We start from the raw sequence: 13079 nt of genomic DNA, 5'->3' as shown, positions 1-13079 counted from the left end.
TTGCGCGTACTGCTCACCGGACACCAGGGCTACCTCGGCACCGTCATGGCCCCCGTGCTCGCGGCCGCCGGGCACGACGTCGTCGGCCTGGACGCCGGCCTGTTCGCCGACTGTGTGCTGGGCCCCGCGCCCGCCGACCCGCCGGGTCGGCAGGTGGACCTGCGCGACGTCACCGCCGAACACGTGGCCGGGGTGGACGCCGTGATCCACCTGGCCGCGCTCTCCAACGACCCGCTGGGATCCCTGGCGCCCGAGCTGACCTACGACATCAACCACCACGCGTCCGTACGGCTGGCCCGCCTCGCCCGCGACGCCGGAGTGCGGCGCTTCCTGTACGCGTCGACCTGCTCGGTCTACGGGGCCGCCGGCGGTGACGACCTGGTGACCGAGGACGCCCCGCTGCGCCCGGTGACGCCGTACGCGGAGTCCAAGGTGCGGGTGGAGGACGACCTGCACGCCCTGGCGGACGGCGACTTCAGTCCGGTGTACATGCGCAACGCCACCGCTTTCGGTCACTCCCCCCGGCTGCGCGCCGACATCGTGCTGAACAACCTGGTGGGGCACGCCCTGTTGTCCGGCGAGGTGCTCGTGCTCTCCGACGGCACTCCCTGGCGCCCGCTGGTGCACGCCGCCGACATCGCACGGGCCTTCGCCGCCGCGCTGGTCGCCCCGCGGGAAGCGGTGCACGACCGGGCGTTCAACATCGGCAGCGAGGTCAACAACGTCACCGTCGCCCAGATCGCCGAGCAGGTCGCCGAGGCGGTGGCCGGCTCCAAGGTGGTGATCACCGGGGAGACCGGTGCCGATCCGCGGTCCTACCGGGTGGACTTCTCCCGGCTGCGCGCCGCGGTGCCCGGCTTCGACTGCGAGTGGACGGTCAAGCAGGGCGCGCTCGAACTCGCCGACGCCTACCGGAAGTTCGGGCTGACCCGGGAGGACTTCGAGCGGCGCTTCACCCGTCTCGCCGTGCTGCGCGCCGCCTCCGAGAGCGGCGCCGTCGACGACACCCTGCGGTGGCGCCGATGACCACGGCGGGCGAGCAGATGTACGCGCTGGTGGAGCGGCTGTATCCGCTGTGCCGGAGCATCACCGGCGACGGCGTGCGCGCCACCCTCGAGATCGTCGACGAGTACGTTCCGCTGCGGGTGCACGAGGTGCCGACCGGGACGCAGGTGCTCGACTGGAGCGTGCCGCAGGAGTGGAACATCCGGGACGCGTACATCGCCGACGCCACCGGCCACCGGGTCGTCGACTTCGCCGCCTCCAGCCTGCACGTGCTCGGCTACAGCGTGCCGGTGTCGGCGACCATGCCGCTGGCCGAGCTGCGCGGACACCTGCACACCCTGCCCGACCACCCGTCCTGGGTGCCGTACCGCACCAGTTACTACGAGCCGGAATGGGGCTTCTGCCTGGCCCAGGAGACCCTGGATGGCCTGCCGGAGGGCGAGTACGAGGTGCGCATCGACTCCACGCTCGCCGACGGCCACCTCACCTACGCCGAGCACGTGGTCCCCGGACAGGTCCCCGACGAGGTGCTCGTCTCCTGCCACGTGTGCCACCCGTCGCTGGCCAACGACAACCTGGCCGGCATCGCGGTCGCCACGTACCTGGCCCTGGCGCTGGCACAGCGGACGCCGTACTACACCTACCGGTTCCTGTTCGCGCCCGGCACCATCGGGGCGATCACCTGGCTGGCCCGCAACGCGCAACGAACGGATCGAGTGAAGCACGGTCTGGTGCTTGCCTGCGCCGGCGACGAGGGCCGGCTCACGTACAAGCAGAGCAGGCGCGGCGACGCGGAGATCGACCGGGTGATGCGGCACGTGCTGGACGCCTCCGAACGCCCGCACCGGATCGCCGAGTTCACTCCGTACGGCTACGACGAGCGGCAGTTCTGCTCGCCCGGGTTCGACCTCGCAGTGGGCTCGCTCAGCCGGACCCCGTACGCCGGTTACCCCGAATACCACACGTCGGCGGACAACCTGGACTTCGTCTCCCCCCAGGCGATGGCGGACACGCTCGCCGTCTGCCGTGAGGCGTTCGACGTCCTCGACCGCAACCGGCGGTACGTCAACCTCAGCCCCTACGGTGAGCCGCAGCTGGGCCGGCGCGGGCTGTACGACTCGCTCGGCGGACGCAGCGACGCCAAGCAGGCCCAGATGGCGATGCTGTGGGTGCTCAGCCTCTCCGACGGCGAGCACAGTCTGCTGGACGTCGCCGAGCGGGCCGGGCTGCCGTTCGACACCGTGGCCGTCGCGGCCGACGCCCTGTGCGGTGCCGAATTGATCAAGGTGTGACGCCGATGGCCACCGAGCGGGAGAAGACCACGGCACCGGCCGGTTCCGCCAGGCGGGCTCTCGTCGGCCGGCTGTCCTGGGGCTTGGCCGACCAGGCGGCCTCCAGCGTGAGCAACTTCGTGGTGGGCGGCTACGTGGCCCGCTCGCTGGGAGTGAGCGCGTTCGGCGTGTTCAGCCTCGCCTGGGTGACGTACGGCGTGGTGCTCAACGTCTCCCGCGGGCTGGCCACCGATCCGCTCGTGGTGCGCTTCAGCGGCGTGCCGGACCCGGCCTGGCGCGCGGCAGTGGCCCGGTCGACGGGGACCGCACTGGGCGTCGGTGCGGCCACCGGCGCGGTATGCCTGGCGGGCGGGATGGTCCTCGGCGGCCGCGTGGGGCCCGCGTTCGCCGCCCTTGGTGTCCTGTTGCCAGGGCTGCTGCTCCAGGACGCCTGGCGGTTCTCGTTCTTCGCCGCCGGCGCCGGGCGGAAGGCGTTCGTCAACGACGTCGTGTGGGGCGTCGCGCTCGTCCCGGCCATGCTGGTGGCGGCCCGTGTGGGCAGCGTGGCCGCCTTCGTGCTCGCCTGGAGCGCGTCCGCCACGGTGGCGGCGGGATACGGCTACCTCCAGTCCGGCATCCGGCCCCGGACGAGGGAGGCTCGCGGGTGGCTTCGCGAGCAGCGCGATCTCGGCTACCGCTACCTGGTCGAGAACGTCAGCCTCAGTGGCGCGAGTCAGCTGCGGGCGTACGGGCTGGGCGCGATCGTCGGGGTCGGCGCGGTGGGTGCGGTGCGGGGCGCCGAGCTTCTGCTCGGCCCGTTCCTGGCAGTGCTCATGGGGCTTTCGCTGGTCACGGTCCCGGAGGCGGCACGGGTGCTACGGCAGGCCCCTCACCGGACCGGCAGGTTCTGCCTCCTGCTGGGCGGGGGGCAGGCCGTCGGCGCGCTGCTGTGGGGCGCGGCGCTGCTGCTGATGCCCGGCCGGTTCGGCGAGCTCGTACTCGGCGGCGTCTGGCACTCCTCCTCACAACTCATCGTGCAGATCACCCTCGGCGTCGCGGGCGCGGGCCTCGGCACCGGCGCGGCGGCCGGGCTGCGCGCGCTCGGCGCGGCCCGGCGCAGCCTGCGCTGCCAGCTGTTCGCCTCCGCCTGCTACGTCGGCGGCGGGCTCGGCGGAGCGGCCGCCGCAGGCACGGCCGGCTCCGCCTGGGGCGTCGCCGCGGCGACCGTCGGCGGCTCGGCCGTGTGGTGGCTGCAACTGCGGTCCGCCCTGCGCGAGCACCACCGCCATCCCATCCCCGAAGTGAGGACCTCATGACCGCCCATCCCAGGCTGAGCATCGGCCTGCCCGTGTACAACGGCGAGGAGTACCTGGCCGAGTCGCTCGACGCCCTGCTCGGTCAGACCTACGAGGACTTCGAGCTGATCATCTCCGACAACGCCTCGACCGACGGGACCCGGGAGATCTGCCGCAAGTACGTCGCGCGGGACTCGCGCATCCGGTACCTCCGGCTGCCCCGGAACATCGGCGCCACGCCGAACCACAACCATGTGTTCGCCGAGTCCCGCGGCGAGCTGTTCAAGTGGGCCTCGCACGACGACCTGTACGGCCGGGACCTGCTGCGGCGCTGTGTGGAGGCGCTGGACGAGCGGCCGGAGACGATCCTCGCGCACACCGACCAGGCGGTCGTCGACGGCGACGGCCAGGTGAAGGTCCCCTACGCGTACGGGCTCGCCACCGGCTCCCCGAACGCGCCGGAGCGCTTCCGCAGCCTGCTGTTCGAGCCGGGCGGCGATGACTTCTACGGGGTGATGCGGGCCGACATGCTGCGCCGGGTGAAGCCGCTCGACAGCTACCACCACGCGGACCGCACGTTCGTCGCCGAGATCACCCTCCACGGGCCGTTCCACCAGGTGCCGGAGCTCCTGTACTTCCGCCGCGACCACCCCACGCGCGCCGAGCGGGCGAACCCGTCCAAGCGCGCCCGGTGCGTCAACCTGGACCCGCGCCGGGCGGGCCCGCTGCACCCGACACCCCGGCTGCTCGCCGAGTACGTGTGGGGCTTCGCCTCGGCGATCCGGCGGGCGCCGCTCTCCCCGGCCGACCGGCGCGCCTGCCACCGCCACCTGGCCACGTGGATGACCAGCCGGGTCCGGCCGGGCGCCGGCGAGCGGGTCGAGGACCGCGCCCCGGTCGATCCCGGCCTGATCACGGTCTCCGTCGACGCCCTCGTCGCCGGCCGTGAGGGGAGGCGGGCGTGACCGGGGCGGACCGGGCCCCGGTGCGCGTCGGGGTGTTCGGCCTGCTCGGTTCCGGCAACCTCGGCAACGACGGGTCGCTCGAGGCCGTGCTCGGCTACCTCCGCGCCGAACACCCGGAGGCAGTCGTGGACGCGCTGTGCGGCGGGCCCGAGGCCGTGACGTCCCGGTTCGGGATCCCTGCCACGCGCATGCACTGGAACCGCGCGGAATACCGGACCGCCTCACGTGCGGGCGCGATCGCGGCGAAGGGGCTCGGCAAACTCGTCGACGTCGTCCGCACCGCGTCCTGGGTGCGCCGGCACGACGTGGTGATCGTGCCGGGGATGGGTGTCCTGGAGGCCACGCTGCCGCTGCGGCCCTGGGGCTTCCCGTACGCGCTGTTCCTGCTCTGCGCGAGCGGCCGGCTGCTGCGCACCCGGGTCGCGCTGGTCAGCGTCGGCGCCGCCGAGATCGGCAACCGGCCCACCCGGGCCCTGGTGCGCTGGTCGGCGCGACTGGCCGCGTACCGGTCGTACCGGGACGCCCCGTCCCGTGACGCGATGCGGGCGATGGGCGTGGACACCGCGCTCGACGAGGTCTACCCGGACCTGGCGTTCGCCCTGCCGACACCGCCGGGGAGCGTGCCCACGGGCTCGCCGGGCCCGGTCTGCGTCGGTGTCATGGACTTCCACGGCGGCAACGACGACCGCGCCCGGGCCGAGGAGATCTACCGGCGCTACCTCGACGGGACGATCCGGTTCGTCCGCGTGCTGGCCGAGGAGGGCAGGCCGGTCCGGCTGCTCACCGGCGACCGATGCGATGCGTCGGTGGTCGCCGCGATCCTCGACGCGGTGGACTCACCGCTGGTCACCGCCGCCGAACCGGCCTCACTGGCCGACCTGATGACGGAGATGGCGGCTGCCGGCACCGTGGTGGCGGTCCGCTACCACAACCTGATCTGCGCACTGAAGACCGGCACGCCGACGCTCGCACTCAGCTATGCGGCCAAGAGCGACGCGCTCATGGCCCGGATGGGGCTGGAGGCGTACTGCCACCCGGCCCGCGAGGTCGACGCCGACCGGCTGCTGGAGCAGTTCCGGGCGCTGGAGAAGCACTCGGCACAGGTGCGGCGGACCCTCGCCGAACGGAACCTGGCCGCCGCCCGGCGCCTGCGGCACCAGTTCACCGCCTTGACGGCGGCCCTGTTCCCGGCGCCCGGCCAGAGCCACGCCGACGCCCACGCCGACGCCCGGCAGGAGACTCCATGAAAGCGACCGAAGTCCCGGCGATCGCCGGGGCGTACCTGTTCGAGCCGACGCCGTACGCCGACGAACGCGGCTTCTTCTCCCGCACCTTCGACGCCGACGTGCTCCGTTCGGTGGGCCTCGACCCGGACGCCTTCGTCCAGGACAGCCTCTCCCGCTCGGTCCGGGGCGTGCTGCGCGGCCTGCACCTGCGCTCCGGCGCCGGCGAGGCCAAGCTGGTGCGCTGCTCGTACGGGCGGATCTTCGACGTCGTCGTGGACCTGCGGCCGGACTCCCCTACCTACCGCGGCCGGGCCTTCTTCGAGCTGTCCGACCGGACGCAGGCGACCCTGTACGTCCCGGCGGGGTGCGCGCACGGCTTCCAGGCGCTGACCGGGACCGCCGACGTCTCCTACCGGATCGACCGCCCGCACGACCCGGCCGAGGACGTGACGATCGCCTTCGACGACCCGGAGCTGGCCATCGACTGGCCGCTGCCGGTCACATCGATGTCCCAGCGGGACCGGGAGGCGCCGAACCTCGCCGAGGTCCTGAAGCACACGGAGAAGTGAGGCCGGCGTGGTCACCGAACACACCGAAGCCACCGAGGAGTTCTCCCTGCCCCGGTCACTCAGGGCGAACGAGCGGCTGCACGCCTTGATCCCGGGGGGCGCGCACACCTACGCCAAGGGCGACGACCAGTACCCCGAGGGCCTGGCCCCGGTCATCAGCCACGGCCGCGGTGCCCACGTGTGGGACGTCGACGGCAACCGCTACGTCGAGTACGGCTCCGGCCTGCGGTCGGTCAGTCTCGGCCACGCCCACCCCCGCGTGGTCGAGGCGGTGCGGCGGGAACTCGACCGCGGCAGCAACTTCGTCCGGCCGTCCGTCGTGGAGGTGGAAGCCGCGGAACGCTTCCTGGCCACGGTGCCGACCGCCGAGATGGTGAAGTTCGCGAAGAACGGCTCCGACGCCACCACCGCCGCGGTGCGCCTGGCCCGCGCCGCCACCGGGCGGCCCCGGGTGGCGATCTGTGCGGACCATCCGTTCTTCTCCGTCGACGACTGGTTCATCGGCACCACGCCGATGTCCGCCGGTGTTCCGGCGGCGACCGACGAGCTGACCGTGGCGTTCCCTTACGGGGACCTGGCTGCCACGGAGGAGCTGCTCACCCGGTACCAGGACGAGGTCGCCTGCCTGATCCTCGAACCCGCCACCCACACGGAGCCTCCGCCGGGGTATCTCGCCGGCCTGCGCGAGCTGGCCGACCGGCACGGCTGCGTGCTGGTGTTCGACGAGATGATCACCGGCTTCCGCTGGTCCGAGGCGGGCGCCCAGGGCCTGTACGGCGTCGTCCCCGACCTCTCCACGTTCGGCAAGGCGCTGGGCAACGGATGCGCCGTCTCGGCGCTGGCCGGGCGCCGCGACCTGATGGAGCTGGGCGGGCTGCGCCACCCGGGCGAGCGGGTGTTCCTGTTGTCCACCACGCACGGTGCGGAGACGCACTCACTGGCAGCCGCGATGGCCGTGCTCGACACCTACGTCGAAGAGGGCGTCACCGCGCGGCTGCACGCCCTCGGCGAGCGGTTGGCCGCCGGTGTCCGCGAGGCGGCGGCCGGCATGGGCGTCGGCGACCACGTCGTCGTCCGGGGCCGGGCCAGCAACCTGGTCTTCGCCACCCTCGACGAGAACCGGCAGCCGTCGCAGCCGTACCGCACCCTGTTCCTGCGGCGGCTACTGGCGGGTGGAGTACTGGCCCCGTCGTTCGTGGTGAGCGACGCGCTCGGCGAGGCCGACATCGACCACACCGTCGAGGTGGTGGCCCGGGCATGTGCGGTGTACCGCAAGGCGCTGGACGCCGGCGACCCCACTCCCTGGCTGGGCGGACGACCGGTGAAGCCGGTGTTCCGCCGCTTCGCGTGAGGTGGGGTGTGGTGACGTGCGGTGACATGGCGGGGCTGGCGCGGCGTGAGACGGCACGGCGGGGCCGGCGCGGCGTGAGACGGCACGGCGGGGCCGGCGCGGCGTGAGACGGCACGGCGGGGCCGGCGCGGCGTGAGGTAGTGGCACGGCAGGGCGACGTCGCTGTATGGGCGTGACGGAGGGTCAGCGGTGCTCCCGCCGCCCCGCGTCGCCCGACCGATCGCCCGTCCGGACGGCCGTCCGGCCCCCCAGCCGGTCAGCCGTCCGGTCGACCAGCCACGCGGTCGCCGGTGTCACCGCCAGCGCGGTGCACCAGCCGCCGAGGGCGTCGGTCGGGTAGTGCGCGCCCAGGGCGACCTCCGCCCACCCCATGACGGCGCCGGCGACCAGCGCCGCGGCGAGCACGAGCAACGTTCCGCCCGTCCTGCCGAGCCCGCGCCGGCCGGTCGCGAGCAGCGCGACCACGACTGCGATCGCCGTGGCGAAGGCGGTGTGCCCGCTGGGGTAGGACAGGTATCCGCCGTGGATGGTGCGTCCCACCACGGACTTGAGCAGCGTCGCCGTCCCGACGGCCAGGCCGGCGCCGGCCACGAGGAGCACCGCCGAGCGGGGGCGCCGTAGCAGCAGGCAGCCCATCACAGCGGCCCCGACCAGCATCACCGCTCCTGCGGGCTCCCCCAGGAAGTCCGCGGCCAGCGCGACGTACCGCCACGGCGGCCGCACACCGTCCACCGCCGGCTGGATCCACGCGTCCACCCTGCCTGGCCGGTCGTGGCCGGCGTACAGGAGCCCGAGCACGACGACCACCAGCGCGGCGAGGGCCGCGATCAGCCCGAGCCCCGCGCGCAGCGGCGGGGGCAGCACCGGGGCCCCCGGCCGGCCGCTCACACGCCCACCGCGCCGCATCGACCCGCGGTACCTCGCCGTGACGGGCGGACGGTGTTCCGGAAGCTCACTTCTTGAGGCGGGGCGAGGGTGCGGCCCTTCATGCGCGGCAGTCGTTCATGGCTCGGGCCGCGCACATCTCGTCCACCCCGTTCATGACCGAGACGCCAACTCCCCACCGGTGCCGTCGAAATCAGTCTTTCCCCGCAACCCTAACCAACAAGGCGGCCGGGCAAACCGCCACCCGGAAGCGCCTCACGTGCCGTCCTGCGCCAGCAGGGCGGCGACCTCGGCCACCGGCCGGGCGGTGTGGAGGCCGAGCAGGTCGGCGAGCAGGTCGTCCAGGGGCGGCCAGGGGATGTCGCCGTGGTCGTTGTAGAGACTGATCAGACCGTGCATCGCGGTCCAGAGCATGAGCCCGGCCTGCCACTGCCGCTCCGGCGTGGAGGCCCGGTCCGCATCGCCGACCGCCGCCAGGGAGGCGACGAGGGACTCCAGCAGTTCGGCGCCGGCGCCGTGGGCGGATCCGGGGACGAGGTCGGCCGGCATCCGGCCGCCGAAGAGGGTGCGGTAGTGGCCGGGCTGCTCGACTCCCCAGTGCACGTACGCGGCGCACCGGGCGACGAGGTCGGACAGCGGGTCCGGCGCGGACCGCGCGGCCTCGTTCATCAGGCCGGCCAGTTCGTCGTAGCGCAGGCGCAGTACGTGCTCGATCAGCGCGCCCAGGTCCGGGAAGTGGCCGTAGATGCTGGCCGGCGCGACGCCGACCTCCCGCGCGACCTGCCGCAGTGTCAGGGTCTCCGGCTGATCGAGGGTGGCCAGCAATCTCGCGGCGGCATCCACCAGTTGGGCTTTGAGCACCTGCCCCTGCCCGCGCGGATTGCGGCGGCGACGGGTGGCGGCGACTCCCTCGTCAGACGACACGTTGCCCCTTCCGACCAGTGTGAACCGTTAAGCAACACCTGTTCATGCTACAGCCCCCGGCCGCCTTGACACCGGTAACCAACAGTCGTTTACTTACGTCACCAACAGTTGTTCAGTCAAAGGACGGATCAGCATGCGTATCGCGATACTCGGCGCGTCCGGCAGGGTCGGCGGCCTGCTCTGCGCCCAGGCCCTCGAGCGCGGTCACGACGTCGTGGCCCTCGCCCGCACCCCGGACCGGGTCAGCGTTCCCCCGGGGCGGCAGCGGCAGGTCGACGTACGGCAGGCGGATGTCTCCTCCCCGCGGACCTTCCCCGGCCTGGACGACGTCGACGTGGCCGTCTCGGCCATAGGCATCGGCAAGAAGGACGGTCCGGGCGCCCTGGTCGCCGGGGCGGGACTGCTCGCCGCGGCACACGTGCGCACCGTGTGGCTCGGCGCACTGGGGTCCGGCGTGTCGACGGGTGCGGGCGGGCGGATCTACCAGGCGGTGATGCGGATGGCCGTCGGCAAGGAACTGGCCGAGAAGGCCGCGGCCGACCGGATCGCCCTGGACGCGGGCGCCACCGTCTTCCACGCACCGGACCTGACCGACGGGCCCGTCAGCCCCGCACGCCGCCTCGTACCGCTCGCGGAGCTGCGCCGCCCCCTGCTGCCGCCGAGGATGTCCCGCGCCTCCGTGGCCGCGCTCATGCTGGACGAGGCGGAGTCGCCCGCCCACGGTGGCGAAACGGTCGTACCGCTCGGCTGATCACGGCCTCGGCGCGCTCGAGCACAGCCGCTCAGCGGGACGCGCCGTGGCCGCGCGGGCCGTCCCCCTCGTGCCGCCCGTAGCCGTCGAGCAGGAGCCGGGTGGTGCTGTTGATGTGCCGGCCCAGCGCCTCGACGACGCCCGTCGCGTCCCGGGCGATGGCGCGATCGCAGATGTCCTTGTGCTCCGCGGCGACATCACGGGCGCCGCGTTCGGTGGGCGTGCGTGCCCAACACCGGTAGACCTCCGCGGAATCCCGGAGCTGTGCGGCGATGTCCCGCAGCTTCCGGTTGGAGCAGCCCTCCAGGAGGACGCGGTGGAAGCGGGCGTGGGCACTCAGCCAGCGTTCGTCGATCTCCCCGTCCTCGCCGGCGAAGGCGGTGCGGGCCAACTGGTGGTGCGCCGCGAGCAGGTCGGACTCCCACTCGACCGTGCCGTGGGTGACGGACTCCCGCACCACATGTGTCTCGATGACCACGCGGGCCTCGGTCAGCTCCCGCAGCAGTTCGGGAGAGACGGTGACCACCCGGAACCCCTGCTGCGGCGCGAAGGTCGCCAGCCCCTGGCCGACCAGCCGGGGCAGCGCCTCCCGCAGCACCCCGCTGCTGGCCCCGTACCTCTCCTTCAGTGCTTCCACCCGCAGCCGCGAGCCGGGCTCGTGCCGTCCGTTGAGGATGTCGGCGCGCAGCCGCCGGTAGATCTCCTCGGCACGTGTCATGGGGCTGGCAGTGGTCATGTCGCGGATTCTAGTGCACCAGGAGATTCTCAGAAAATGTCGAGATTCTGTTGACGAATCGATTGATCGGGCGTTGACTCGGCAGTCATCCAGCAGCGGCAAGCCCGGACGGAAGGCGGCACGCCATGAGGACGACGACCCGATCAGGACGGATGTGCCTGGTGGCCGGAGAGTCGGTGATCGACGTGGAACGGGCCAGTGCCGGACGGTTCCCGGCCGATCCACTGAAGGTTTTCGAGGACTGGGACGCGTTCCGGTCCTGGGCCGCCGGACGGGAGGAGTCCGGCCGCGAGGCGCCGGCGGGGCCGGACGGCGGCCCGTCCCCGACGCCGCGGCAGGTGTTCGCGATCGGGCTCAACTACCGCGACCACGCCGAGGAGGCCGGTCTGGCGGCGCCCGATTCCCTGGCGGTCTTCACCAAGTTCGCCACCTCCCTCACCGGCCCGGACACGCGCCTGACGCTGCCCGGTGACTGTGTGGACTGGGAGGCCGAACTGGTGGTGGTGATGGGGCGCCGGGCGGAGCACGTCGCCGCCGACGACGCCTGGTCCCACGTGGCCGGGCTGTCCGTGGGCCAGGACTACTCCGAGCGCGCCGTGCAGGCCGCCGGCCCGGCGCCGCAGTTCTCCCTCGGCAAGTCCTTCCCCGGATTCGCACCGACCGGTCCGGTACTGGTCACGCCGGACGAGTTCGCCGACCCGGACGATCTGGCGATCGAGTGCCTCGTCAACGGGGAGAGCGTCCAGAAGTCACGCACCTCGTCGATGATCTTCCCGGTCCCCGAGCTGATCGCCCGGCTGTCCGCCGTGTGCCCCCTGCTGCCGGGTGACCTGATCTTCACCGGCACCCCGGCAGGCGTCGGACACGCCCGCACCCCCAGGCGCTACCTGAGTCCGGGGGACGAGGTCGTCACCCGCATCGAGGGCATCGGGCAGCTCCGGCAGATCTGCGTCGCCTCCTGAACACCTGGTAGAAGGGCACCCGCATGGCATTGCACAGGCTGAAGTCACTCACCGTCGGCGTACCGGACGTGACCGGGGCGGCCGACTACTACGTCGACTTCGGACTCGAACAGGTGGCACCCGGACGGTTCGCCACCGCCGAGGGCGGCGAGCAGTTCTTCCTCCGGTACTCCCCCACCCGGCGCCTGCTGGGGATGGCCGTCGCCGCCGACGACGGCGACGACCTGGACCGGATCGCCGCGAACCTGGCCCGGCTCGATCTGCCCTGCGAACGCGACGCCGGCACCCTGCGCACGAGAGAACCCGTCGCCGGTGTGTCGGTGGAGGTCTGCGTCGCGCCCCGGCCGGCCCGGTCCGTGGTCCCGCCGACCCCGTACAACGGCCCCGGACGTCCCGACCGCTCCGGCACCCGGGCACCCGTCCTCTCCCGCACCGGACCGGTCAGGCCCCTGGCCCTGGGCCATGTCGTCATCGGCTCGGTGGAGCAGGAGTCGACACAGCGGTTCTTCACCGACGGGCTCGGCTTCAAGGTCAGCGACGTCGTCCCGGGCACGGCCGCGTTCCTGCGCTGCTCCACCGACCACCACAACGTCCTGGTGCAGCAGTCGCCGGTCGGCTTCCTGCACCACACCTCGTGGCAGGTGACGGATGTGGACGAGGTCGGCCGGGGCGCCACGCGGATGCTGACGGGGCATCCGGAACGCCATGTGTGGGGCCTCGGCCGCCATCACATCGGGTCGAACTTCTTCTGGTACCTCAAGGACCCGGCCGGCAACTTCAGCGAGTACTACGCCGACATGGACTGCATCGTCGACGACCAGTTGTGGACGCCACGCTCCTTCGAGGGCATGCACGCGCTCTACACCTGGGGGCCGCCGCCCCCACCGTCGTTCCTGCGCCCCGAGGACCTGGCCGCGCTGATGACCGGCGCCCACACCGCCGACGGCTGAACGGCGTCCGCACGCGGCTCGCACCGGGAGGCGTACCGGAGCATGCGGCTCCGCCGCGCCGCGCCGGCCCACCGCCCGGCCCGCACCTCACGGGCGGTGCCGGGCCCCACAGACGTACCCCCGCCCCGCCGTAGGGCGCACGCTCGGCGTTCGCGACGGTGAGGGCGGTGAGAACGGAGCCGGACCATT

Annotated in this window: 13 protein-coding genes; 10 read left to right on the top strand and 3 right to left on the bottom strand. The window is 72.9% G+C overall.

What is annotated here, in order from left to right; genetic code table 11:
* The 7 genes from AB0G56_RS19465 to AB0G56_RS19435 are packed head-to-tail and all read left to right on the top strand — an operon-like array spanning position 1 to position 7682.
* Positions 1-1026 carry an SDR family oxidoreductase gene (locus AB0G56_RS19465; protein WP_360970704.1) on the top strand — a complete coding sequence of 342 codons (1026 nt, stop codon included), beginning with the start codon at positions 1-3 and terminating at the stop codon, positions 1024-1026.
* Positions 1014-2297 carry a DUF4910 domain-containing protein gene (locus AB0G56_RS19460; protein ID WP_360970702.1) on the top strand — a complete coding sequence of 428 codons (1284 nt, stop codon included), beginning with the start codon at positions 1014-1016 and terminating at the stop codon, positions 2295-2297. Before AB0G56_RS19465 ends, AB0G56_RS19460 begins: the two co-directional genes overlap by 13 nt.
* 5 nt (positions 2298-2302) lie before the next feature.
* The gene (locus AB0G56_RS19455) at positions 2303-3592 is read left to right on the top strand and encodes a hypothetical protein (protein WP_360970700.1); all 1290 of its coding nucleotides are present in this window, start codon (positions 2303-2305) and stop codon (positions 3590-3592) included.
* Positions 3589-4536: a glycosyltransferase gene (locus AB0G56_RS19450; protein WP_360970698.1), complete on the top strand. Its 948-nt coding sequence runs from the start codon at positions 3589-3591 to the stop codon at positions 4534-4536. The genes AB0G56_RS19455 and AB0G56_RS19450 overlap by 4 nt, the downstream gene beginning before the upstream one ends.
* Entirely contained in the window at positions 4533-5783 is a 1251-nt protein-coding gene (locus AB0G56_RS19445; protein WP_360970696.1) for a polysaccharide pyruvyl transferase family protein, read from the top strand. Before AB0G56_RS19450 ends, AB0G56_RS19445 begins: the two co-directional genes overlap by 4 nt.
* A complete protein-coding gene (gene rfbC, locus AB0G56_RS19440) occupies positions 5780-6331 on the top strand; it encodes a dTDP-4-dehydrorhamnose 3,5-epimerase (protein WP_360970694.1) in 552 nt (183 codons plus the stop codon). The genes AB0G56_RS19445 and rfbC overlap by 4 nt, the downstream gene beginning before the upstream one ends.
* Before the next feature lie 7 nt (positions 6332-6338).
* Positions 6339-7682, top strand: a complete 1344-nt coding sequence (locus AB0G56_RS19435; protein WP_360970692.1) for a glutamate-1-semialdehyde 2,1-aminomutase — start codon at positions 6339-6341, stop codon at positions 7680-7682.
* Between the two features lie 183 nt (positions 7683-7865).
* Here AB0G56_RS19435 and AB0G56_RS19430 read toward each other — a convergent pair whose 3' ends face one another.
* Together AB0G56_RS19430 and AB0G56_RS19425 are read right to left on the bottom strand one after the other, a co-directional pair.
* A complete protein-coding gene (locus AB0G56_RS19430) occupies positions 7866-8588 on the bottom strand; it encodes a phosphatase PAP2 family protein (RefSeq protein WP_360970690.1) in 723 nt (240 codons plus the stop codon).
* 234 nt (positions 8589-8822) lie between these two features.
* Entirely contained in the window at positions 8823-9491 is a 669-nt protein-coding gene (locus tag AB0G56_RS19425; RefSeq protein ID WP_360970688.1) for a TetR/AcrR family transcriptional regulator, read from the bottom strand.
* A 133-nt stretch (positions 9492-9624) separates the two neighbouring features.
* Here AB0G56_RS19425 and AB0G56_RS19420 point away from each other — a divergent pair, with 133 nt between their 5' ends.
* Positions 9625-10242: an NAD(P)H-binding protein gene (locus AB0G56_RS19420; protein WP_360970686.1), complete on the top strand. Its 618-nt coding sequence runs from the start codon at positions 9625-9627 to the stop codon at positions 10240-10242.
* Between the two features lie 31 nt (positions 10243-10273).
* On the opposite strand, the gene AB0G56_RS19415 is transcribed toward AB0G56_RS19420, so the two are convergent.
* On the bottom strand, positions 10274-10978 hold the full coding sequence (locus AB0G56_RS19415) for a GntR family transcriptional regulator (RefSeq protein WP_360970684.1): 705 nt from the start codon (positions 10976-10978) through the stop codon (positions 10274-10276).
* Between the two features lie 125 nt (positions 10979-11103).
* On the opposite strand from AB0G56_RS19415, the gene AB0G56_RS19410 reads away from it, so the two are divergent.
* Both AB0G56_RS19410 and AB0G56_RS19405 read left to right on the top strand, forming a co-directional pair.
* A complete protein-coding gene (locus AB0G56_RS19410; protein ID WP_360970682.1) occupies positions 11104-11940 on the top strand; it encodes a fumarylacetoacetate hydrolase family protein in 837 nt (278 codons plus the stop codon).
* Between the two features lie 23 nt (positions 11941-11963).
* Entirely contained in the window at positions 11964-12890 is a 927-nt protein-coding gene (locus AB0G56_RS19405) for a VOC family protein (RefSeq protein ID WP_360970680.1), read from the top strand.
* Positions 12891-13079: the final 189 nt, after the last annotated feature.

The sequence above is a fragment of the Streptomyces sp. NPDC021356 genome, from assembly GCF_040641015.1.
GTDB lineage: Bacteria > Actinomycetota > Actinomycetes > Streptomycetales > Streptomycetaceae > Streptomyces.
This window is presented reverse-complemented; position numbering and strand designations above follow the sequence as displayed.